The sequence below is a fragment of the Mycobacterium sp. PDNC021 genome (assembly GCF_048282635.1).
GTDB lineage: Bacteria > Actinomycetota > Actinomycetes > Mycobacteriales > Mycobacteriaceae > Mycobacterium > Mycobacterium llatzerense.
The window spans coordinates 2,875,360-2,898,210 of sequence record NZ_CP182502.1 but is presented as its reverse complement, the minus strand read 5'-3'; the positions used below and the strand labels follow the sequence as shown (position 1 = coordinate 2,898,210).

The window sequence follows — 22,851 nt, the reverse complement described above, 5'->3', positions numbered from 1 at the left end:
TCCAGGCCGACTGCGGCCTACAACTTGAACGGTGTTTAGGATACAGACGTGCAACTGCACCGAAGCGACGTGGTGGCCAAGGCCGCCGAAATCCTGGACAACTACGGGATAGCCGACCTGACCATGCGCAGGCTGGCGCGTGAACTGAGCGTCAGCCCGGGCGCTCTGTACTGGCATTTCTCCGACAAACAGGAGCTACTGGGCGCGGTCGCCGACCGCCTGCTGGCCACCGCGGCTCCCCGCTCGATCAGCGGACCGGCCGGCGGACCGTGGCCGGACCGCGTCGTGGCGTTGTGCTCGGCTTTGCGTGACGCGCTGCTGTCCGCCACCGACGGCGCCGAGCTGGTCTCGGCCAGTTTCTCGGCCGGGCGATCGGCCGAGCTCAGCCGCATCGTGGAGGCGTTGGCCGACGCGTGCCGCGAGTCGGGCCTCACCGCCGACGACGCCAACCTCGCGGCCCGCACCATCATCTACTACGTACTGGGCTTCACCGCCGACGAGCAGTCCCGCCTCCAGTGGGACGCGGCCGGCGCGACCGTGGCCGACAGCGACTCGGTGTGGTCCGAAAACGCCGGTGGCCGTTTCACTTTCGGCCTGGACCTACTGGTCGACGGGCTCGCGGCGCACGGGGATGACCGCGCGCACACGGTTGACGCCCTGCGCGCCCCGTAAACCGTCCAGGTCAACATCACCCGAGCCTGACCGGACTCGAGCACCAGTAGGGATCACTGGAACGAGTTGAAAAGTCCTTGAGTGCAATCAAGTTGGCGATCTGCCCGTGATCATTGCACTCAGGGACGCCTGACGGTCTCGAGAAGTACCTAGCTTCAATCACGACGGGTGCGAAGGCCTCGCAATGGCAGCCAGGTACTTCAGCCGCTCGGTTCGGGGTCCGTCGCGCGGCGTCAGGGCATGCCGTTGGCGACGACGCCCGTGTTCAGCCAACCCTCGCTCAAAGGATCCGAATCTCTGTGCGCGCGTTGCCGTTCCACAGCCGCAGCCCGCTGGCGCTAGCACTGATCTCTGCCGGACGGCCGGCGATGCCGAGTGCGCGGGCGAGCCGGTCGGGCGGAACGCGACGCGCCAGGGTGACGTGCGGTGTCCAGTCACCCGGATTGGTGTGGGGCATCGGTCCCGGCCGCAGATGCGGTGCGCTGAGCCGGCAGACCTCGGCGTGCAGGTCGAGCAATTCGGCGCTGGGCACCACGAGCCGTGCCACGATTCCGGCAGCGCGGCCGAACACCAGCGTCGCACCGAGGCGGGCCGGGAAAGGGAACCTGCCGGCGAGGCCGGCCAGCACCGGTAGCACCGTGTCGTCGATCTGTTGAGCGACGCACAGGGTGGCATGTGGACGAGCGGCGGGCGACTGAGCAGCGATCCCCGTCTCGCGCAGGTCGTCCCAGGCGCGCCGGATCACGGCCTCGGTGTCGAGGTCGAACAGCAGCTCGACCGAGTGCACCACGTCAGCCGACCAGGCTCGAAACCCATTGCGGATCAAAGGCTTCCGCGCTGACCGTGGCGAAGACGTCAGGCGACAACCGGCCCGCGCCGTCGGGCAGCACGGCGCGCACCGAGGCAATCTCGTCGAGTGCACCCCGGTTGGATGCTTCCGCCAGCCCCGGCTCCTGAGGCCAGCTGCCGATCACCAATCCGGCGCAGGCAATGCCGTGCGCGGCCAGCGACTCGACCGTCAGCCCCGTGTGGTTGAGGGTGCCCAGGCCCGGCGCGACGACGACCAGGACCGCGGCCCCGAGTTCGAGGGCCAGGTCGCGCAAGGTGGTGCCGTCGGCGCCGAGTTGGACGAGCAGTCCCCCGGCGCCCTCGACGAGGGTCAGCTGGCGGGGCCGGTCCACGTTCTTGATGAGCGCGATCAGCTCGTCGCGTGAGGGCAACGTCATGCCCGCCAATTCGGCGGCGGCGACGGGCGCCAATGGCTCGGGATAGCGCCAGCCCGGCACCAGCGAGGTGACCCCGGCCAGGCGTCCCACTTCGGCCAGATCGTCGTCACCGTGACCGGCGGCCGGCGAGATTCCGGTCTGCACAGCCTTGCACACGGCGACGTCGAGACCGGCCTGTCGAGCGGCGCAGGCCAGCGCCGCGGTCGCAATGGTCTTGCCGACGCCGGTGTCGGTACCGGCGACAAGCAGCACGGTCACGACTGCACCAGGGCGAGCACCTCGCCGAGCACCCGGCCCGCCAAGTCCAGCTCGGCGTCGTCGAGCGACGCCCGCGCGGTCAGCCGCAGCCGGGAGGTGCCGGCCGGCACGGTCGGGGGCCGGAAGCAGCCGACCCGGACACCACGGTCCAGGCACGCTGACGCCGCGGCCAGCGCGACCTCGGGGTCGCCGAGGATAACCGAGACGACGGCGGAATCCGGGGTGCCGACGGCGCCGCCGAACCGGGCCAGCGTCGCGGCGTGGGTCAACACGGCCTGTGCCCGCCACGGCTCGGCGATCAGGACCTGAAGCGCCGCGCGGGCCGCGCCGACGGCGGCCGGGGCCAGGCCGGTGTCGAAGATGAAGGTTCGCGCGGCGTCGATGAGATGGGCCCGCACCGCGGCGGGGCCGAGCACCGCCCCACCCTGGCTGCCGAGCGACTTGGACAGCGTTGTCGTCACCACGATGTCGGGCTCGCCGGCCAATCCGACCTCGTGCACCAGGCCGCGCCCGCCGGTGCCGCGCACGCCGAGGCCGTGGGCCTCGTCGACGATCAGCAACGCGCCGTGCCGGCGACAGACCTCGTGCAGGGCGCGCAGCGGGGCCAGGGCACCGTCGGTGGAGAACACCGAGTCCGTGATCACGACGGCCCGCTCCTCGGACCGACTGACCAGCGCGGTCTCCACGGCGCCGACGTCGTTGTGCGGGGACACCACCACCCGCGCCCGGGACAGCCGACAGGCGTCCACCAGCGAGGCATGGCTGTAGGCGTCCGACACGACCAGTGAACCCGGCCCCGACAGGGCTGCGACCGCACCGATGTTGGCGGTGTAGCCGGAGGAGAACACCAGCGCCGACTCGGCGCCCATGAAGTCGGCCAGGTCGGCCTCGAAGTCCTCGTGCAGTTCGGTGTTGCCGGTCACCAGGCGCGATCCGCCGGAACCCGCGCCCCAGGTGTGCAGCGCCGTGACGCCGCCCTCGATGACGTCGGGATGCTGCGTCAGGCCCAGATAGTCGTTGGATGCCAGGTCCAGTTCGGTGGCCACCGCGGGCCGGACCCGCAGCGACCGGCGCAGGCCCGCCGCCCGGCGCTTGCGTTCGACATCGGCCAGCCAGGCCAGCGGCGAGTGATCAGTCATCGGCGCGCTCCTGACTCCAGTGCCATTGAACGGTGTTCAGGTTAACGCACGGGCAACGGCGACCACAGCAGAGGTGACCTGGTCGATCTCGTCGGGCGTGCAGATGAAGGGCGGCATCACATACAGCAGCTTGCCGAAGGGCCGCAGCCACACGCCGTGTTCGATCGCGGTGACCGTGGCCAGCGCCATGTTCACGGGTTCGCACATCTCGACGACGCCGATGGCGCCCAGCACCCGCACGTCGGCAACCGAGGGCAGCTCCGCGGCCGGCGCCAGCCCACGCCGCAGCCCCTCCGCGATCTCGGCAACCCGGGACCGCCAGTCCTGACCCAGCAGCAGCTCGACAGCCGCCACCGACACCGCGCACGCCAGCGCGTTCGCCATGAACGTCGGCCCGTGCATGAGGGCGCCCGGCTCGCCGGAACTGATCACCCGCGCGATCTCAGCGGTGCACAGCGTCGCCGCCAGCGTCACGTAACCACCGGTCAGCGCCTTGCCGACGCACATGATGTCGGGGCTGACGCCGGCGTGATCCGCGGCGAACAGCTCACCCGTCCGCCCGAAGCCGGTTGCGATCTCGTCGAAGATCAGCAGCACGTCGTGCCGGGTGCAGATGTCGCGCAACGCCGTCAGATAGCGCGAGTCGTGGAACCGCATGCCGCCCGCGCCCTGGACCACCGGCTCGACGATGACGGCCGCCAGCTCGTCCACGTGCGCGGCCAGCTGGGCCTCGAACGCGTCGACGTAGTTCTGGTCGAACTCCGTGGGCACCCGCGGCGCGAAGATCTGGGGCATCAGGACGTCGGTCCAGATCGAATGCATGCCGCCGTCGGGGTCGCAGACGCTCATCGGCGTGAACGTGTCGCCGTGGTAGCCGCCGCGCCAGGTCATCAGCTTGTGCCGGCCGGGACGGCCGAGGCTGCGCTGGTACTGCAGGGCCATCTTCGCGGCGACCTCGACGGAGACCGAACCCGAATCCGAGAAGAACACCGTGTCCAAACCGGTAGGGGTGATCTCCACGAGCAGCTGCGCCAGCCGCGCCGCGGGCTCGTGCGTCAGCCCGCCGAACATGACGTGGTTCATGGTGCGAAGCTGCCGGGTGATCGCGGCATCGAGCACCGGATGCCCGTGTCCGTGCACCGCCGTCCACCACGAGCTCATCGCGTCGATGACCTGGACCGGTTCGCCCTCATGGATGAGGGTCAGCATGATGCCGTGCGCCTCGGTAGCAACCACCGCGGGCAACGCTTCGGCGCCGATGGTGCTGTACGGGTGCCAGATGTGGGCGGTGTCGATCGCCGAGATTTCGGCAGGGTTCAGCGCTGGCACGATGACCGAGCCTAATCGCCCGCTCAGCACGTCGGAACCGGCCCACTCAGCGAGCGGGCGACTCGCCGCTACATGAACGCGGCTTGGATCTTGGGTAGATTGACAGCCGACCATGACGACTCTTGCAGCACCGCGGCCGGCGTCGCAGCCCGGGTCGGGCAACGCCGTGCACGTCACCGACAGCGGTGCGGACTCCGCTGCGGGCAACGCGCCGAGCGGGTTCTACCGCCACGACCTGGACGGCCTGCGCGGCATCGCCATCGCCATGGTCGCGGCCTTTCACGTCTGGTTCGGCCGGGTTTCCGGCGGCGTCGACGTCTTCCTGGCCCTGTCGGGCTTCTTCTTCGGCGGCAAGCTCCTGCGGATCGCGCTGACCCCGCACGCGCCGTTGTCCCCCGGTCCGCAGCTGCGCCGGCTGGTCCGTCGTCTGCTGCCCGCCCTGATCGTCGTGCTGGCCGCGGGCGCCGTGTTGACCATCGCGATCCAGCCCGAAACCCGCTGGGAGACGTACGCCGACCAGAGCCTGGCCAGCCTCGGCTACTACCAGAACTGGGAGCTGGCCGAGACCGCATCGAACTACCTGCGGGCCGGCGAATCCGTCAGCCCACTGCAGCACCTCTGGTCGATGTCGGTGCAGGGCCAGTTCTACGTCGCGTTCCTGGCTCTGATCTTCGGCTTCGCGTATCTGTTCCGGCGCCGACTCGGCGACCGACTACGGCCCGCGTTCATCGCATTACTCAGCGTGTTGACCGTCGCGTCATTCGTCTACGCGATCGTCGCTCACCAGGCCGACCAGGTCAGCGCCTACTACGACAGCTTCGCCCGCGGCTGGGAATTGCTGCTGGGTGCCCTCGTGGGGGCGCTGGTGCCGTCCGTCCGGTGGCCGATCTGGCTGCGCAATGTGGTGTCCGTGGTCGCGCTGGCGGCGATCTTGTCCTGTGGCGCCCTGATCGACGGCGTACAGGAGTTCCCCGGGCCGTGGGCGCTGGTGCCGGTCGGCGCAACCATGCTGTTCATCCTCAGCGCCGCGAACCACACCGGGCGGCTGCCCGCGCCGAACCGGCTCCTGGCCACCGGCCCGTTCGTGTCCCTGGGCGCGATGGCGTACTCGCTGTATCTGTGGCACTGGCCGCTGCTGATCTTCTGGCTGGCCTACAGCGGCCACAGCCGGGCGCATCTCGTCGACGGCGCCGCCGTGCTGCTGGTTTCCGGGGTGCTGGCCTGGCTCACCACCCGCTATGTGGAGAACCCGCTGCGCCGGCCGGCACGTACGCCTGACGTCCCACTCGGAACCCGGTTGCGCCGCCCCACCGCGCTGTTGGGGACCGTCGTCGCCATGATGGGTGTGACGCTGACCGCCACGGCATTCACCTGGCGCGAGCACATGAACACCGAACGGGCCAACGGTAAAGAACTCGCCACGCTGTCCCCCGTCGACTACCCGGGTGCACGTTCGCTGCTACACCACGCGAAGGTGCCGAAACTGCCGTTCCGCCCGACGGTCCTCGAAGCCAAGGACGATGTGCCGGCTACGACAGCCGACAGCTGTATCGCCGACTTCGACGACCTGTCGATCCGCAACTGCTCATACGGCGACATCGCCGCTACCCGCACCGTGGCGCTGGCCGGCGGCTCGCACGCCGAGCACTGGATCACCGCGCTGGACATCCTCGGCAAGCGGTACCACTTCAAGGTCGTCACCTATCTGAAGATGGGTTGTCCGCTGTCGACCGAGCCCAATCCGCTGGTGATGGGCGACAACCGGCCGTACCCGAAGTGCTACGAGTGGAACGAACTGGTCATGCCGAAGCTGGTGACCGACCGCCCGAGCTTCGTCTTCACCACGTCCACGCGCCCCTGGAACATCAAGCCCGGCGACGTCATGCCCGGCACCTACATCGGCATCTGGCAGCGACTGTCCGACGCGAACATCCCGATCCTCGCCATGCGCGACACCCCCTGGCTGGTCAAGGACGGTAAGCCGTTCTTCCCGGCCGACTGCCTTGCCAGCGGCGGTAATTCAACGTCCTGCGGTATCGCTCGGTCCGAGGTACTGTCCGAGCACAACCCGACCCTCGATTTCGTCGCGCAGTTCCCATTGTTGAAGCCGCTCGACATGAGTGACGCGGTGTGCCGTTCTGACATCTGCCGCGCTGTGGAGGGAAATGTCTTGCTGTATCACGACTCTCATCACCTGTCCGCCACCTACATGCGCACCATGACCGCCGAACTCGGCCGCCAGGTCGGGGCTGCAACCGGCTGGTGGTGAGCTGCCTTCATGGTTGTCGGCGTCTGGCCGGGTAGCGCCTATCCCCTCGGTGCCACGTACGACGGGTCCGGCACCAATTTCTCGCTGTTCTCCGAAGTCGCCGAGCGCGTCGAACTGTGCCTGATCGCCAAGGACGGCAGCGAGGAACGCGTCAACCTCGACGAGGTCGACAGCTACGTGTGGCACTGCTATCTGCCGGCCGTCACGCCCGGGCAGCGGTACGGGTTCCGGGTGTACGGACCATGGGATCCGGCCAACGGGCATCGCTGCGATCCCAGCAAGCTGCTGCTCGATCCCTACGGCAAGTCGTTCTACGGCGACTTCGACTTCACGCAGGCGCTGTACTCCTACGACATGTCGGCACCCTCGGCCACCGGCGAGCCGCCCGGCGTTGATTCGTTGGGGCACACCATGACCAGCGTGGTCATCAATCCTTTCTTCAACTGGGACAACGACCGCGTGCTGCGGACGCCCTATCACGAGACGGTGATCTACGAAGCCCACGTCAAGGGCATGACCCAGACCCACCCGGCAATTCCCGAGGAACTGCGCGGCACCTATGCCGGGCTCGCGCACCCGGCGATCATCGAGCATCTGCAGTCGCTCGGCGTCACGGCGATCGAGCTCATGCCGGTGCACCAATTCCTGCACGACCACCGACTACTGGACCTGGGCCTGCGAAACTACTGGGGCTACAACACGTTCGGCTTCTTCGCACCGCACTACCAGTATTCGTGGAACCAGCACGCGGGCAGTGCGGTCGCCGAGTTCAAGACCATGGTGAAGTCGTTCCACGAAGCCGGCATCGAAGTCATCCTCGACGTGGTCTACAACCACACCGCCGAAGGCAATCACCTCGGCCCGACGCTGAACTTCCGCGGCATCGACAACGCAGCGTACTACCGGCTCGATGACGACGACCTGTCGCTCTACAAGGATTTCACCGGTACCGGCAACAGCCTCAACGCCCGCCATCCCCACACGCTGCAGCTGATCATGGATTCACTGCGGTACTGGGTACTCGAGATGCACGTCGACGGCTTCCGCTTCGACCTCGCCTCGACCCTGGCTCGCGAGTTCTATGACGTGGACCGGCTCTCGGCGTTTTTCGATCTGGTGCAACAGGATCCGGTGATCAGCCAGGTGAAGCTGATCGCCGAGCCGTGGGACGTCGGCGAGGGTGGCTACCAGGTCGGCAACTTCCCGGGTCTGTGGACCGAGTGGAACGGGAAGTACCGCGACACCGTGCGCGACTACTGGCGCGGTGAGCCCGCAACCCTGGGCGAGTTCGCCTCGCGGCTGACGGGCTCGTCGGACCTGTACGAAGCAACCGGCCGGCGCCCGAGCGCGAGCATCAACTTCGTCACCTGCCACGACGGCTTCACGTTGACCGATCTGGTGTCCTACAACGAGAAGCACAACGACGCCAACGGCGAGGAGAACCGGGACGGCGAGAGCCACAACCGCTCCTGGAACTGCGGCGTCGAAGGCCCGACCGACGATCCCGAGATCGTCGCGCTGCGGGAGCGGCAGCGCCGCAACATCTTCGCGACTCTCATGCTGTCGCAAGGCACCCCGATGATCAGCCACGGCGACGAGATCGGCCGCACCCAGCAGGGCAACAACAACGTCTACTGCCAGGACAACACTCTGTCGTGGATGGACTGGGCCATGCGCGAAACCAATTCGGCGCTCCTGGAATTCACCCGCACCGTGGTGCGGCTACGCCGCGAACATCCGGTGTTCCGGCGCCGCCGGTTCCTGGCCGGACAACCGGTTCGGAGCAGCGGACAGGTCCGCGACATCGCCTGGCTGACCCCGGCCGGGGACGAGATGACGCTCGAGGACTGGGATTCCGGTTTCGGCAAGAGCATCTCGGTATTCCTCAACGGCGACGCGATCCCCGAGCCCAACGCGCGCGGTGAACGAGTCACCGACGACTCGTTCCTGCTGTGTTTCAACGCTCACGACGAAGGTCTGGATTTCGTGATCCCCGACCAGGGCTACGGCGAGAAATGGGCGGCGGCCCTGGACACCGCGGACCCGCACGGGCGCACCGAACTGGTGGCCGGCGCAGGTGAGACGATCTCGCTGCAGGCCCGCTCGCTGCTGGTGTTGCGTAAGACGGCGTGACCGAGATGGCAGCAGCGCCGGTCTTGCCCGTTGTTTCTACGTACCGGCTGCAAATGCGCGGCGACGGAATGACCTTCGACGACGCGCTGGCACTGCTGCCATATCTCGACGATCTCGGCGTCTCGCACCTCTACCTGTCGCCGGTGCTGACCGCCGTCACCGGGTCGACGCACGGCTACGACGTCACCGACCCGACGGCCATCTCGACGGAACTCGGTGGACCCGAGGGCTTCTCCCGGCTGTCCGCCGCGGCACGAGCGCGCGGCATGGGACTGATCGTGGATATCGTGCCGAACCACGTCGGCGTCGAACGGCCCGAGCAGAATCCGTGGTGGTGGGACGTCCTGACCCACAGCCGTGAGTCGCGCTTCAGCAGCTTCTTCGATATCGACTGGGACTTGGACCCCGACGGGCGAATCGTGTTGCCGGTACTGGGTTCTGCCGCCGACGCCGATGCCCTGACCGTCGACGGCGAGGTGCTGCGACTGGGTGACCGGATCTGGCCGATCCGGCCCGGGACCGGCGCGGGCACCGCGGCCGAGGTCCACGCCCGGCAGTCATACCGATTGGTGGGGTGGCGTTCAGGGTCGTGCGGGTACCGGCGGTTCTTCTCCATCACCTCGCTGGCGGCGGTGCGTCAAGAAGACCCCGACGTGTTCGACGCCAGCCACGCCGAGATCGGACGCTGGTTCCGCGCAGGTCTGGTGGACGGTTTGCGGGTCGATCACATCGACGGATTGACCGATCCCGCAGGCTATCTCGCCCGGCTGCGCGAGCTGACCGGGCCCGACGCCTGGATCGTCGCCGAGAAGATCCTGGCCGCCGACGAGCCGCTCGAACCCAGTCTGCCCATCGCGGGCACTACTGGATACGACGTGCTGCGGGAAATCGGCGGGCTGTTCGTCGACCCGGACGGTGTCGGGCCGCTGACGGAACTGGCGCACGAGACCCGGTGCGACACCCGGGAATTGAAGGCCAAGGCCGCCCGTGGGACCCTGCCCAGCGAGCTTGCCCGGCTGGGCCGCGCGATCGTGCGCACCACCGGAACCGACGACCCCGCGCTGCCGGAAGCCATCGCCCAACTACTCAGCCGTGTTGGCGGGTATCGCACCGACTACCCGGTGTTGGCCCCGGTGCTGCCCGAAGCCATCAGCGAAACCATCAGCGCGGCACCGGAACTGACATCCACTGTGCGGCTGATTGCCACAGCACTCGACCAGTCCGAACCCGCTTCCCGGTTACAGCAGTTATGCGGCGCGGTGACGGCCAAAGCAGTCGAGGACACGCTGTTCTACTGCGACGCTCGCCTGGTATCGCTGAATGAGGTCGGTGGCACCCCCGAGCGATTGGGCATGAGCACGGGCGAATTTCACCAGCGCGCCGCAGCGCGTGCACGGGACTGGCCCGCCACCATGGTGACCCTGTCCACACACGACACCAAGCGCAGCGAGGATGTCCGGGCCCGCATCACGGCGCTGTCCCAGTGCGCCGACCTATGGGCACAACGCGTGCGGCGCTGGAACACGGTGTGCGTACCGCCCGACGAGGGCACCGGATTGTTCCTGTGGCAGAACATCATCGGCGTGTGGCCGGTATCCGGCGAGGTCGACGACGCCCTCCGTAACCGGCTGCACGCCTACGCCGAGAAGGCGATCCGCGAAGCCGAGCTGCACACCGGCTGGGAGCAGCCGGACCGCGAATTCGAACGGGCCGTGCGTGACTGGATCGATGCGCTGCTCGACGGACCGGTCGCCAATGAGGTGACCGCGTTGGTCGGGCAGCTCGACGAGGCCGCGCGTTGCGATGCCGTCGCGCAGAAGCTGCTGGCACTCACCGTGCCAGGTGTCCCCGACGTCTACCAGGGCACCGAGCTGTTCGACGACAGCTTGGTGGACCCCGACAATCGGCGTCCGGTGGATTTCGCGCTCCGCCAAACCGAGCTCGATTCCTTGAGCCACCCCAAGATTCGGGTCGTCGCGGGAGCGTTGCGGTCGCGCCGGGAGCGGCCCGCCACGTACCTGTCGGGCGACTACACGCCCGTCGTCGCCGACGGACCCGCCGCCGACCACGTCATCGCGTTCCGGCGCGGCGCCGACGTGCTGGTGGTCGTACCTCGGTGGACGCTGAAGCTCGACGAATCCGATTGCTCCGTCACCACTATCGCGCTGCCCGACGGCGACTGGACCGACCGGCTGACCGGCCGGACCTGGTCCGGCACCGTGACCGCTGACGTGCTGTTCGCCGAACTGCCCGGCGTGCTCCTGGAGCAGGCCCGTGCCTGATCACGAGTTCTCGGTGTGGGCACCCACCCCTGACATCGTCGCGCTCGAGGTCGACGGGGCCAGATACCCGATGAGCCGCTCCGACGACGGGTGGTGGCGCGTCACCGTGGACGTACCCGCCGAGGCGCGATACGGCTTCGTCCTGGATGACTCCCAACCACTACCCGACCCGCGTTCGCCGCGGCAACCCGATGGCGTGCACGAACTTTCACAGCTGTGGCCAGCCGAGTCCGCGGCGCCCTGGGCCGGCCGGGCCATCGACGGCGCAGTGATCTACGAGCTGCACGTCGGGACGTTCACCGGGGCCGGCACGTTCGACGCCGCCGTCGAGCGGCTGGACCACCTGGTGGCACTCGGCGTCGACTTCGTCGAACTGATGCCGGTCAACGCGTTCGGCGGCAATCACGGCTGGGGCTACGACGGCGTGCTGTGGTACGCGGTGCACGAACCTTACGGCGGCCCTTCGGGTCTGGTGCGTTTCGTCGACGCCTGCCACCGGCGGGGCCTGGGCGTGCTGCTCGACGCGGTGTTCAATCACCTTGGCCCGTCAGGGAATTACCTGCCCAAATTCGGGCCGTACCTGACGGCAGGCCGGACCCCGTGGGGCGAGGCGATCAACATCGCCGGCGCCGACTCCGACCCGGTGCGCCGCTACATCATCGACTGCGCGTTGCGCTGGATGCGGGATTTCGGCATCGACGGCCTGCGATTGGACGCGGTGCACGCGCTGGTCGACACCACTGCGGTGCATCTACTGGAAGAGCTGGCCACCGAAACCGACGCACTGGCACAAGAATTGGGCCGACCACTGTCACTGATCGCCGAAAGCGACCTCAATGACCCACGCGTGATCACTCCGCGAGACCGCGGCGGGTACGGCCTGGCCGGACAGTGGGACGACGACATCCACCACGCCATCCACACCGCGGTCTCCGGGGAACGGCAGGGCTACTACGCCGATTTCGGGTCCATGCAGACGCTGACCACCACCCTGACCCACGGCTTCTTCCATGCCGGCACCTACTCGTCGTTCCGGCACCGCCGCCATGGCCGCCCGCTGGACATCGCGCAGATGCCGGCCACCCGACTGCTGGCGTACACGTGCACTCACGATCAGGTGGGCAACCGGGCGATCGGCGACCGCCCCTCGCAAAATCTCGATTTCGGGCAACTCGCGGTCAAGGCCGCACTGGTCTTCGGATCACCTTATACGGCAATGCTTTTCATGGGTGAAGAGTGGGGCGCATCGACGCCGTTCCAGTTCTTCAGTTCGCATCCCGAACCCGAACTGGCCCGCGCAACGGCCGAGGGACGCAAGGCCGAGTTCGCCGATCACGGCTGGGCCGCCGACGACATCCCCGATCCGCAGGACCCCGCGACGTTCCAGCGCTCCAAACTCGATTGGGACGAGGTCGGCACCGGCGAGCACGCCCGGCTACTGCAGCTGTACCGCGACCTGATCGCGTTGCGGCGCACCGAACCCGACTTCGCCAACCCGTGGCTCGATCAACTGCGCATCGAGTTCGACGAGTCCGACCGCTGGATCGTCATGCACCGTGGGGCGTTCGCCGTGGCATGCAACCTCGGCGAGCACCCCGTCGCGGTACCCGTCACCGGCGAACTGGTGCTGTCGTCCGCCGAGCCGAAGGTCGGTGCTGATACCACGACGCTGCCCCGCCAGAGCTTCGCCATCCTGCGCCGAGTGGCCAGTTAGCACAAGGTTTTTCGTGAAATTCGTGCGCTAGCTGACCACTCGGCGGGAGGAGGCTAGGTCAGGTAGCGGTACGCCGGCGACCCCGGCTCCAACGGCTCGACGTGGATGCCCGAATCGTGCATCCGCTCCAGCAGCCCGTCGAAGTTGGCGGCCGAACCGAGTTCGATGCCGACCAGCGCGGCACCGGTCTCCCGGTTGTTGCGCTTGACGTATTCGAACAGGGTGATGTCGTCGTTGGGTCCGAGCACCTCGTCGAGGAACCGCCGCAGGGCGCCGGGCTCCTGCGGGAAATCCACCAGGAAGTAGTGCTTGAGACCCAGGTGCACCAGCGACCGCTCGAGCACCTCGCCGTAACGCGAAACGTCGTTGTTGCCACCGGAGATCAGGCACACGACCGTCGAACCGGGCTCGACGCCGTTCTCCATCAACGCCGCCACCGACAGCGCGCCCGCGGGCTCGGCGATGATGCCCTCGTTCTGGTACAGGTCGAGCATCGCGGTGCACACCGCGCCCTCGTCGACCGTCGTCACCGACACCATGTCCCCGGCGGCGGCGAGCGCCGCGTAGGTCAGCGCCCCGGCCTGCGCCACCGCGGCGCCGTCGACGAACTGGTCGACATGCTCCAGCGTCACGGGCTCGCCCTTGGCCAATGCCGCGATCATCGATGCCGCTCCCGCAGGCTCGGCCCCGAGCACGGCGGTCGCTTTGGTGTGTGCGGTCAGGTACGTGGTGATGCCGCTGATGCAGCCGCCGCCGCCGACCGGCACGATCACCAGATCGGGCTCGCCGTCCAGTTGCTCGAGGATCTCGACCGCGATGGTGCCCTGACCGGCCATGGTGCGCAGGTCGTCGTACGGCGGGACCAGGGTGGCTCCGGTGCGTGCGACGTCCTCTAGCGCCGCCGCGGCGGCCAGGTCGTAGGTGGCGCCACCGACAATGAGCTCGATGAAGTCGCCGCCGTGGTATCGGATGCGGTCCCGCTTCTGCTTGGGCGTCTTGGCCGGGACGTACACCCGGCCATGCACACCCATCGAGCGGCAGGCCAGCGCGAAACCCTGGGCGTGATTGCCGGCCGACGAGCACACCACGCCGGCGGCCTTCTCCTCATCGGAGAGCTGCATCAACAGGTTGTAGGCACCGCGCAACTTGTAGGACCGCACCGCCTGCAGGTCCTCACGCTTGAGATAGACCTGGGCACCGGTCAACGCCGACAGCCGATCGCTGAACTGCAGCGGGGTCCGGGTGACCACCGAGGAAATTCGCTGGGCAGCCGCATCGATGTCAGCCGCGGTAAGCGGCGACGACCTGTGGGTTCCCTGGCTCAGCTCGGCAGACACCGTCTAATGGTGTCATCTCGGTGCGAAACTGAGCGCATGGACCCCACCCCAGAACCGGTGCCGCCGGCGGTCAGGACGTTCGTCGAGCGCACCCACCGTCTGACGCACAGTGCCGAAAGCCACGTGCCGTCGTGGCTGCGGCCGGGCGATCCGGAGAATCGGCTGCCGGTGATTGTCGCGATCCTGGCCGCGGTGACGCTGCAGCGCGCGATCCCTGTGCAGTACACCGTCCCGGAAATACCCCGGTGGCCGTTGATCACGCTGGAACTGCTGCTGGTGGCCGTCCTCATGGTCATCAATCCGGTTCGGCTGTCCCGGCAGACCACCGTCGGCCGCTGGACAATGATCGTGCTGACTGCGGCCATCACGCTGGACAACACGGCATCGGCGATCATCTTGGATTTGAATATCCTGTCCGGCAAGGTGAGCAACGACGCCGGCGTCCTACTGGGCAGCGGCGCAGCGATTTTCATCACCAACATCATCGTGTTCGGCATCTGGTACTGGGAGCTGGATCGCGGCGGCCCCTTCGCCCGGCGTGCGGGCGACAACCCCTACCCGGACTTCCAGTTCCCGCAGATGTGCGACCCGCAGAACGCCAAACCCAATTGGCGCCCGACTTTCGTCGATTACCTGTACACCAGCTACACCAATGTGGTCGCGTTCTCCCCCACCGACACCATGCCGCTGTCGCGTTGGGCCAAGACGATGATGACCATGCAGTCGATGGTGGCGGTGTCGACGACCGCGTTGGTCGTCGCCCGCGCCGTCAACGTGCTGAAGTAGGTCCGTCGCAATCGCGGTGCGGTTCCAGCAGCTCGGCCTGCCCCACCTCGGGGCGAGTGGTGGGCAGCCAGCGCCGCGTGGACTGCAGCGATCGCTCGATGAGCTCCGCGGAGCGGGAGAAGTCGACCGGCGAGACCCGTACCGGGCACAGCGGCGGCACGACATGCAGTTCGATCGATCCTTCGAACCGCTCGACGTCGGTGGCCAACCGCCGATTGATCGCCAGCGTGAAGGCGTGCATGGCCATGGCCAAGGCGGCCCTCGGCGGTTGCGGCATCGCGCACGAGTAGCCCGTCGGCAGCACCCACACCTCGGTCGCGCCCAGTTCCACCGCATACGACAGCGGTGTGTTGTTCACCACGCCGCCGTCGACCAGCTCGCGTCCGCCGATCCGGACCGGGGGCAGGACGGCGGGGATGGCGGCGCTGGCCACGATCGCGTCGATGGCGTCGCCCGACGACAGCAGGACGTCCTGCCCGGACAGGACATCGGTCGCCACCACATGCAGCGGCGTCGGCGCGTCCTGCAGCCGCCGGAAGCGGAGGTTCTGCTGGAGCAGAGAGCGGATCCCGCTGTCGGATACCAGGTGCGGACGGCGCCCCAGAAACCCGAGCAGCCCCATGCTCGGGCTGGTCGGGAACACTTTGCGGCGCGAGAGGGTCCGCCACAGATCGGCCAGCGCCAGGGCGCCGTCGTGGTCGGACCGCCCGGCGATCCACCCGCCGTTGAGGGCGCCGACCGAGGTGCCGACGATCAGATCCGGTGTGATGCCTGCCTCGGCCAGCCCCAGCAGCATGCCCACCTGGATGGACCCCAGGCTGCCGCCGCCGGACAGCACGAACGCCGTCGTCATGCCGACACAGTACGCACATCGAGGCGGTTCACCGGGACGATTCCGGACACCTGAAATGAGCGCCCGACGCCATCAGGGAATTGCTCGCGGTGCCCGATCATCCGCTAGAGTGAACAACGCCAGGCCGCAGTAACCCCGGGCCCCAAATTTCGCCGCCACGAGCGGCCTACCGCCGAGAGGCGTTCTGCGGTCTGGCTTTAACTTCTCGGACGTAGTCGGCCGACACCGTCGGCCGCCGCGTCAATCCAGCGAATTGCTGCGCCACAGCGCGGCTGCGGCATGCAGCTCGTTGGCGATGCGCGTGAACGTCACAGCGCGGTCGGTCAGCTCAGCGGCGCGCTCCGGCGCGGCCGTCGTCGCGTCCTCGGCCAGACTCGTGCAGCCGGCCGCACTCACCCGGCAGTACGCCGCCGCCCGTTCCAGCGCGACGGCGAAGTCGCCCTCGAACACGCCGCGCAGGATGCGGTCGGCGAGCTCCCGGATCTCCGTCGGCCCGACAGGGGTCTCGGCACCGGCAACCACAGGGTCGATCGAGTGCAGCACCTCGGTGCCGCGGCCGAACATCAGGCTGGCCGAGTACGGGTCGTCGCGGATCGACAACCGCAGCAGGTAGACCCGCCACAACGCGCCGGGCAGACTGCGCGCGCCGGCACCCGCCCACAATTCGGCGATGGTCTCGATGCCGTGTTCGTCGGTGTAGGCCACCAGCCGCGACACCACGTCGGGATCCGGGTAGCTGCGAACGCGTTCCAGGAGCGCAGCCGCCGTCTCGTGGGCGATGCGACTCTCCTGGACGGGGTCCTCGACGTCGTGGAACGCCTCGAAGCCGCGGCCCAGGAACTTGGTCGGCTTGTGGATCCGCCGACGGTCGTCAGTCATGCATCAATTCTTTCCCGTCGCTGCGCGCGCCGTCAGCGCCAACCGTCGGCGTCTTTCGCGGCCTGCAACAGCACCTCACACAGCTCTTTCAATTCAGTGGGTCCGGCGCCTTCGGCAACAGCCGTCGCGACGTCCTCGGCCGCACACCGTACCTGATAAACGCGGTCCGAGAGGGCCGCTGCTTCCTCTGCGCTGAGCACCACCGAGTCCTCGGCCAGCGAAGTTCCCTTGACCATGGCCCGCTGTTCATAGGCACGCTGCCGGCACGATTGGCGGCAGTACTGGCGACGACGACCCATGCCCGCGTCGGCCACCTCCCGGCCACACCACCGGCACGGTTGGGCCTTCGAGCGCTTCATGTCCGCCTCACGATCGTGACTGTATCGGGAGACGGTCCGAACCCCGGTATCATGGACAACCGAGTCGGGAACTTCACGGCGCTGGCCTGCGTTGATTCCCTGTCGCTATACCAAGGGAGTGATTGACGATGGCTGATCGTGTCCTGAGAGGCAGTCGCCTCGGAGCTGTGAGCTACGAGACCGACCGTAACCATGACCTGGCGCCGCGGCAGGTGGCCCGTTACCGCACCGACAACGGCGAGGAATTCGAAGTTCCGTTCGCCGACGACGCGGAAATCCCCGGTACCTGGGCGTGCAAGAACGGCATGGAAGGCACCCTGCTCGAGGGTGACGTTCCCGAGCCCAAGAAGGTCAAGCCGCCGCGTACCCACTGGGACATGCTGCTCGAGCGCCGTTCCGTCGAGGAGCTCGAAGAGCTGCTCAAGGAGCGGCTGGAGCTCATCAAGACCCGCCGCCGCGGCTAACTGCGCAGACGAAAAAGCCCCGCCTCGCGGCGGGGCTTTTTTGTGCTTGGTGGGTGACTAGCGCACGATGCCGCGGGCCCGGTCCAACCGGCCGCGGATGCCCCACTTGGCCACCTGCGACATGGCCTCGCGGATGTTCGAGCCGCTCATCTTCGACACACCCAGCTCACGCTCGGTGAACGTGATGGGCACCTCGACGACGGTGAAGCCCGCGTTGATGGCACGCCACGTCAGGTCGATCTGGAAGCAGTAGCCCTTCGAGTCGACGTCGTCGAGGCCGATCTTCTCCAGCACGTCGTGTCGGTAGGCGCGGTAGCCGGCGGTGATGTCGTGAATCTTGACGCCCAGCAGTACGCGGGCATAGGTGTTCGCGGTGCGCGACAGGACGAGCCGGCGACGGGGCCAGTTGCGGATGGCACCGCCGGGCACGTACCGCGAACCGATCGACAGGTCGGCACCGGCGTCGACAGCGTCCAGCAGCCGGTACAGCTCCTCGGGCGCATGGCTGCCGTCGGCGTCCATCTCGACCAGGACGCTGTAGCCGCGACCCAGGCCCCACGCGAACCCGGCGAGGTACGCGGCACCCAGACCACCCTTGCCGGCCCGGTGCATGACGTGCAGGCGGTCCGGATCGGCCAGCGCCAGCTCGTCGGCCAGCTGGCCGGTGCCGTCGGGGCTGTCGTCGTCGACGACCAGCACGTGGACGTCCGGACGGGCGGCGTGCACCCGGCCCACGATCAAGGGCAGATTCTCGCGCTCGTTGTAGGTCGGAATGATGACCAGCGTGCGCTGACTCGGACGATCTTCGCCCATGGTCAGTTCCCCTGTTCGTTGTCGGCGTCGGTGTCGGTATCAATCGCGGCGTCGTTGCCGGCCTGATGTTCCGCCGCCGCCTGGCGGCGGCGGACGAGCTTCCTATTGTGCAGCATGGCCGCCAGAAGAGCCGCAACGCCGACCCCGATGAGCACACTGTTGATGACCGGTCCCCACCGCGTGGCGAAGGTCAGATCGGTCTTCAAGCGCACCTGCCGGTCCAGATAGGCGGGCTGGAAGAACTCCGTCCGCTCCAGGACTTGGCCGTTCGGCGCGACCACCGCGCTGATCCCGGTGGTGCCCGCGACGATCACGTACCGGTCGTGTTCGACGGCCCGCAGCCGGGCGAACGCCAGCTGCTGCACGCTCATCGGCTCGTCGAACGTCGCGTTGTTGGCAGGGACGGCCAGCAGCTGCGCCCCGTTGAGGACCGACTGCCGCGCGGCGCGGTCGAAGATGACCTCCCAGCAGGTCGTCACCCCGATCGGCACCCCGGCGGCGGTGACGACGCCGCTGCCGTTGCCCGGCACGAAGTAGCCGGCCCGATCGGCGTACGGCGACAGCAGCCGGAAGAAACTGCGCCAGGGCAGGTATTCGCCGAACGGCTGCACGATGGCCTTGTCGTGGCGCTCCCCCGGCCCGTCGGTCCCGTTCCACACGATCACCGAGTTGGTGGTCACCGGGTGCTCCGGCGTGTATTCCGGCGCCGCCAGCACGGTGCCCACCAGGATCGGCGCGTGGATGGCGGACGACGCCGCAGAGATCAGTTCCGCGGCGTCGGCATTGACCAGCGGATCGATGTCCGACGAGTTCTCCGGCCAGATGACCACCGTCGGCTGCGGTGCGCGGCCGGCACGGACGTCTTCGGCCAGTTCTTTGGTCTCGTGCACGTGGTTGTCGAGCACCGCGCGGCGCTGGGCGTTGAAGTCCAGGCCGAGGCGCGGCACGTTGCCCTGAATGGCGGCGACGTTGATCGCGGGGTCGTCGCCCGCACCAGCGCCGGCCTTGCGGACGTGCGGCCAGGCCAGCACGGTGAGCAACAGGACGATGGCGATGCAGATGCCGGGGATGAACACCTCCGGCGGGGCCGCGGCACCCGTGCGGTGGTCATGCCGCCAGTGCCTGACCGCCTCGAGCACGATGGCTGTCGTGCTGAAACCAATCAGCGCCACCGCGAACGACACCAACGGCGCACCGCCGACCTGGGCGAGCGGCAGCAGTGGGCTGTCGGTCTGGCTGAAGGCCACGACGCCCCATGGGAATCCCCCGAACGGCACGGTCGACTTGAGCCATTCCGCAGACACCCAGAGCGCGGCGAACCACAGGGGCCAGCCCGGCAGGCGCCGCACGAGGACCGCGGTCAGCCCGAACACACCGGTGAAGAACGCCTCCAGAGCGGCGAGCATCAGCCACGGGATCGGCCCGACGAAATTGCTGATCCACGGCAGCAACAACACGTAGAACACCAGGCCGGCCAGCATGCAGTAGCCGAAACCGCCTGCGGGCGTTGTGCGTTCGTCGACCAGCGCCCAGGCCAGCAGCGCCAGCGCAGGGAATGACAGGTACCAGAGGTCGAAGGGCGGGAAGCTCGCGCACAAGAGCAGGCCGGCCACGACGGCCACGGCCAACCGCATCAACCGGGGCTCGAAGAACCGGCGCACGCCGGCGACGATGCGCGCGGCCCGGCCGGGACCCTGCGGCTGTTCGGGCTCTTCCGGCGTGGGCGACTCCGCCTCGTCCTGGACGTCGTCGTCCAGGGCTTCCTCCACGCTCTCCTGGCCCTCAGCCATGGATCTGCTCGCCGCGGTGGACGGTCTGCAAGCAGGTCGGCAGCTCGTCGTCAGGGCCCAGCGGAGGTAGCGCGGGTACCCGCGACCGCGGATCGGTGGACCAGCGCTGCACGGCGTCGGCCGGCGCGGTGACATCCAGGGCGTCGGCGCCGCCGGGCACCCGCCACACCGCGTACGACGCGACGGCCCCCGGCACCAGCGTCCCGGTCATGCCGTCGCGGACACCACCGGCCCGCCAGGCGCCACGGGTGGCAGCGAGGAACGCCGACCGCGCCGAGATGGCACTACCGGACGTGCGGTGGCTGATCGCGGCGCGCACCGATTCCCACGGATTGATGCTGGTGACGGGACTGTCCGAACCGAAGGCGAGGGGCACGCCTTGCGATGCTAACAGCGCAAACGGGTTCAAACCCTGTGCTCGATCGACACCGAGACGTTGGGCGTACATCCCGTCGGCGCCGCCCCACAGCGCGTCGAAATTCGGCTGCATGCTGGCGACCACGCCCCACGATCCCAGCCTGCGCGCTTGCTCGGCGTCCACCATCTCGAGGTGCTCCAGCCGGTGCCCGCAGCGCGCCACCGCGGGTGCCCCGAAAGCCGCCACGGTCCGGTCCAAGGCTGCCACGACGGCAGCGACCGCGGCGTCGCCGATGACGTGGAAGCCGGCGGTGATGCCGGCCTCGGTGCAGGCCAGCAGGTGTGCGGTGACGGCGTCGGTGTCCAGGTAGGTGTTGCCACAGCAGTCGGGCGCGTCGGCGTAGGACTGCTGCAGCCAGGCGGTCCGTGAGCCGAGCGCGCCGTCGATGAAGAGGTCACCGGCCAGGCCGTGGGCTCCGGTCCGGTCCATCAGGTCGCGGGCGGCTGCGGCGGTGTCGACCGCCTCACCCCAGTAGCCGACGATGTCGACGCCGTGTTCGGTGGCGCGCAGATCGGCCCAGTCGTCGAGGCCGCCGATCTCAGGGCCTGCGCACTCATGCACCGCGACGATGCCGTTGCGCGCGGCCAGGTCGAGCGCGGCGCGTTGGGCGCCGCGGCGCTGCGTAGCGCTGAGCAAGTTGCGGGCCGCGGCCCGCACGCGGTGGTGCGCGTCCGCGGTCAGTGGGCCCTGCTCGGAGAAGCCCGCGCTGTCGGCGAGCCCGGGTACCAGCTGCCGCAGGCCGGTCGTCGCGGCCGCCGAGTGCACGTCGACCCGGGCCAGGTACGCGGGCCGCCCGCCGAGCACTCCGTCGAGGTCGGCGGTGGTCGGGATGACGCGTTCGGGCCAGCCCGATTCGTCCCAGCCGTGTCCCCAGATGACGCCGTCCGGCTGCCGCGCGGCGTGCTCGGCCAGCAGGGTCAGCAGATGCGGCAGCGACGTCGCGGTGCGCAGATCCAGCCCGGCCACGGTGAGTCCGGTGGCGGTCAGGTGCACGTGGCTGTCGACGAACGCCGGGGCCACGAACGCACCTTCGAGGTCGACCACGGTGGCGTCCGGATGCAGCGCCCGGCCGACGTCATCGGAACCGAGCCAGGCCACCACTCCGTCGCGGATTGCGATCGCGGTGGCGTCGGGCGCAGCCGGGCTATGAATACGACCGCCGAGCAGCAGCGTCGTCGCAAAGGTCGTCACGAAGGTGAGACGTTAGTCCGTTCAGCCGGCCTGCCGGTGCACAGCGACCGGTGAGCTGTCGATGACGTCGATCACTTCCCCGTCGATGTACTCGCCGCGACCGCGGTAGCGCTCATCGTGATTGATGTAGATGACCTGCGTCGGGAAATCCATCGGGGTCAGCCGTCGACCGAACAAAGCGTTTGCCGCAGGCCGCACCGCGCGCCGCGTGAACGGCACCAGCATGAGCGCGCCGAGCACCGTGCTGGCCAGCCCGGGGACGACAACCAGCACCGTGCCGAGGGCCACCAACACACTGTCCGTGGCCAGCGTCGGGTCGGTGGATCGAGCGCTCAGCGCCTCGGACAACCTGCCGAAATGCCGGGTGATCTGGGTGCCTGCGATGGCCAGACCAGCGGCAAAGGTGGCCAACAGCGCAAGTAACGTCCATGCCACACCGATGGTCGAGGCCAGGACTGCCAGCACCGCGACCTCGACGAGCGCGTAAGCCAGAAATAGTCGCATCGCCATGCACTGGACAACGCCGAAACGCCGGAATTGGTTCCTAGTAGGCGGGAATCGGCTCCACCTCGATGGCCGCGTGCACCTTTTCGACACCGCCTCGGATGATGGCCTGCGGTATCCACCACCAGGCATGCCACCAGTAGCGCCTGGTCACCATGTCGAATACCCGCTTGGTCTCGGAGTCCGGCAAATTACGGGCGACGGCCTCGACCGGCTCCCCTTTGACCTTGCCCAGCGCACCGCACTTCTGGATGGTCACCCTCGGGGTGTTCTTGATCCGTTTGGTCTTCCACGAGCCCGCATCAGTGCTGATCAGCAGCTTGCCGTCGTGCGGCACACCCCAGACCGGAGTGGGCTTGGGCCGCCCATCCTTCGTGAAGGTCGTCAGCAACAGGTACTTCTCGCGGTACACGTCTTCGAACGTCGGCGCCATGG

General features: G+C 68.2%; 20 protein-coding genes. 7 read left to right on the top strand and 13 right to left on the bottom strand.

Features of this window, described 5'->3' with window-relative positions:
• The first annotated feature begins 48 nt into the window (after positions 1-48).
• Complete coding sequence (locus ACNO8X_RS13690) at positions 49-672, top strand: TetR/AcrR family transcriptional regulator C-terminal domain-containing protein (protein ID WP_418005728.1); 624 nt, start codon at positions 49-51, stop codon at positions 670-672.
• Between the two features lie 280 nt (positions 673-952).
• Here ACNO8X_RS13690 and ACNO8X_RS13685 read toward each other — a convergent pair whose 3' ends face one another.
• From ACNO8X_RS13685 to ACNO8X_RS13670, 4 genes are read right to left on the bottom strand one after another with little or no spacing between them, the layout of a single operon-like run.
• The gene (locus ACNO8X_RS13685; protein WP_418005727.1) at positions 953-1,462 is read right to left on the bottom strand and encodes a 2'-5' RNA ligase family protein; all 510 of its coding nucleotides are present in this window, start codon (positions 1,460-1,462) and stop codon (positions 953-955) included.
• A 1-nt stretch (position 1,463) separates the two neighbouring features.
• Positions 1,464-2,156: a dethiobiotin synthase gene (bioD, locus tag ACNO8X_RS13680; protein ID WP_418005726.1), complete on the bottom strand. Its 693-nt coding sequence runs from the start codon at positions 2,154-2,156 to the stop codon at positions 1,464-1,466.
• Complete coding sequence (locus ACNO8X_RS13675) at positions 2,153-3,295, bottom strand: 8-amino-7-oxononanoate synthase (RefSeq protein ID WP_418005725.1); 1,143 nt, start codon at positions 3,293-3,295, stop codon at positions 2,153-2,155. The genes bioD and ACNO8X_RS13675 overlap by 4 nt, the downstream gene beginning before the upstream one ends.
• Positions 3,296-3,331: 36 nt before the next feature.
• A complete protein-coding gene (locus tag ACNO8X_RS13670; RefSeq protein ID WP_418005724.1) occupies positions 3,332-4,624 on the bottom strand; it encodes an adenosylmethionine--8-amino-7-oxononanoate transaminase in 1,293 nt (430 codons plus the stop codon).
• A gap of 112 nt (positions 4,625-4,736) precedes the next feature.
• Here ACNO8X_RS13670 and ACNO8X_RS13665 point away from each other — a divergent pair, with 112 nt between their 5' ends.
• Genes ACNO8X_RS13665 through treZ form a run of 4 tightly spaced genes read left to right on the top strand, consistent with a single transcriptional unit; the run spans position 4,737 to position 13,022 of the window.
• The gene (locus ACNO8X_RS13665; protein ID WP_418005723.1) at positions 4,737-6,893 is read left to right on the top strand and encodes an acyltransferase family protein; all 2,157 of its coding nucleotides are present in this window, start codon (positions 4,737-4,739) and stop codon (positions 6,891-6,893) included.
• 9 nt (positions 6,894-6,902) lie between these two features.
• Entirely contained in the window at positions 6,903-9,026 is a 2,124-nt protein-coding gene (glgX, locus tag ACNO8X_RS13660) for a glycogen debranching protein GlgX (protein WP_418005722.1), read from the top strand.
• 5 nt (positions 9,027-9,031) lie between these two features.
• Entirely contained in the window at positions 9,032-11,308 is a 2,277-nt protein-coding gene (gene treY / locus ACNO8X_RS13655) for a malto-oligosyltrehalose synthase (RefSeq protein ID WP_418005890.1), read from the top strand.
• A complete protein-coding gene (treZ, locus tag ACNO8X_RS13650; RefSeq protein WP_418005721.1) occupies positions 11,301-13,022 on the top strand; it encodes a malto-oligosyltrehalose trehalohydrolase in 1,722 nt (573 codons plus the stop codon). The genes treY and treZ overlap by 8 nt, the downstream gene beginning before the upstream one ends.
• 53 nt (positions 13,023-13,075) lie before the next feature.
• On the opposite strand, the gene ilvA is transcribed toward treZ, so the two are convergent.
• A complete protein-coding gene (ilvA, locus tag ACNO8X_RS13645; protein WP_418005720.1) occupies positions 13,076-14,359 on the bottom strand; it encodes a threonine ammonia-lyase IlvA in 1,284 nt (427 codons plus the stop codon).
• A gap of 36 nt (positions 14,360-14,395) precedes the next feature.
• On the opposite strand from ilvA, the gene ACNO8X_RS13640 reads away from it, so the two are divergent.
• Complete coding sequence (locus ACNO8X_RS13640) at positions 14,396-15,145, top strand: hypothetical protein (protein WP_418005719.1); 750 nt, start codon at positions 14,396-14,398, stop codon at positions 15,143-15,145.
• Here ACNO8X_RS13640 and ACNO8X_RS13635 read toward each other — a convergent pair.
• The 3 genes from ACNO8X_RS13635 to ACNO8X_RS13625 form a co-directional block, all read right to left on the bottom strand.
• Positions 15,129-15,998 (bottom strand): patatin-like phospholipase family protein, encoded by an 870-nt coding sequence (locus tag ACNO8X_RS13635; RefSeq protein ID WP_418005718.1) that lies wholly within the window; start codon positions 15,996-15,998, stop codon positions 15,129-15,131. The two genes, ACNO8X_RS13640 and ACNO8X_RS13635, sit on opposite strands and share 17 nt — an antisense overlap.
• 240 nt (positions 15,999-16,238) lie before the next feature.
• A complete protein-coding gene (locus ACNO8X_RS13630; protein WP_418005717.1) occupies positions 16,239-16,877 on the bottom strand; it encodes a DNA-directed RNA polymerase subunit beta in 639 nt (212 codons plus the stop codon).
• 32 nt (positions 16,878-16,909) lie between these two features.
• Positions 16,910-17,236 (bottom strand): hypothetical protein, encoded by a 327-nt coding sequence (locus ACNO8X_RS13625; RefSeq protein ID WP_043986050.1) that lies wholly within the window; start codon positions 17,234-17,236, stop codon positions 16,910-16,912.
• A gap of 128 nt (positions 17,237-17,364) precedes the next feature.
• Between ACNO8X_RS13625 and ACNO8X_RS13620 the strand changes: the two genes are divergently transcribed.
• Positions 17,365-17,700 (top strand): RNA polymerase-binding protein RbpA, encoded by a 336-nt coding sequence (locus ACNO8X_RS13620; RefSeq protein WP_043400890.1) that lies wholly within the window; start codon positions 17,365-17,367, stop codon positions 17,698-17,700.
• Between the two features lie 57 nt (positions 17,701-17,757).
• On the opposite strand, the gene ACNO8X_RS13615 is transcribed toward ACNO8X_RS13620, so the two are convergent.
• Genes ACNO8X_RS13615 through ACNO8X_RS13595 form a run of 5 tightly spaced genes read right to left on the bottom strand, consistent with a single transcriptional unit; the run spans position 17,758 to position 22,849 of the window.
• On the bottom strand, positions 17,758-18,513 hold the full coding sequence (locus ACNO8X_RS13615) for a polyprenol monophosphomannose synthase (RefSeq protein ID WP_043986051.1): 756 nt from the start codon (positions 18,511-18,513) through the stop codon (positions 17,758-17,760).
• A gap of 2 nt (positions 18,514-18,515) precedes the next feature.
• On the bottom strand, positions 18,516-20,303 hold the full coding sequence (gene lnt / locus ACNO8X_RS13610; protein ID WP_418005716.1) for an apolipoprotein N-acyltransferase: 1,788 nt from the start codon (positions 20,301-20,303) through the stop codon (positions 18,516-18,518).
• The gene (locus ACNO8X_RS13605; protein WP_418005715.1) at positions 20,296-21,912 is read right to left on the bottom strand and encodes an amidohydrolase; all 1,617 of its coding nucleotides are present in this window, start codon (positions 21,910-21,912) and stop codon (positions 20,296-20,298) included. The genes lnt and ACNO8X_RS13605 overlap by 8 nt, the downstream gene beginning before the upstream one ends.
• A gap of 21 nt (positions 21,913-21,933) precedes the next feature.
• Positions 21,934-22,422 (bottom strand): FxsA family protein, encoded by a 489-nt coding sequence (locus ACNO8X_RS13600; RefSeq protein ID WP_418005714.1) that lies wholly within the window; start codon positions 22,420-22,422, stop codon positions 21,934-21,936.
• 34 nt (positions 22,423-22,456) lie between these two features.
• Positions 22,457-22,849 carry a PPOX class F420-dependent oxidoreductase gene (locus ACNO8X_RS13595; RefSeq protein WP_418005713.1) on the bottom strand — a complete coding sequence of 131 codons (393 nt, stop codon included), beginning with the start codon at positions 22,847-22,849 and terminating at the stop codon, positions 22,457-22,459.
• Positions 22,850-22,851 lie beyond the last annotated feature (2 nt).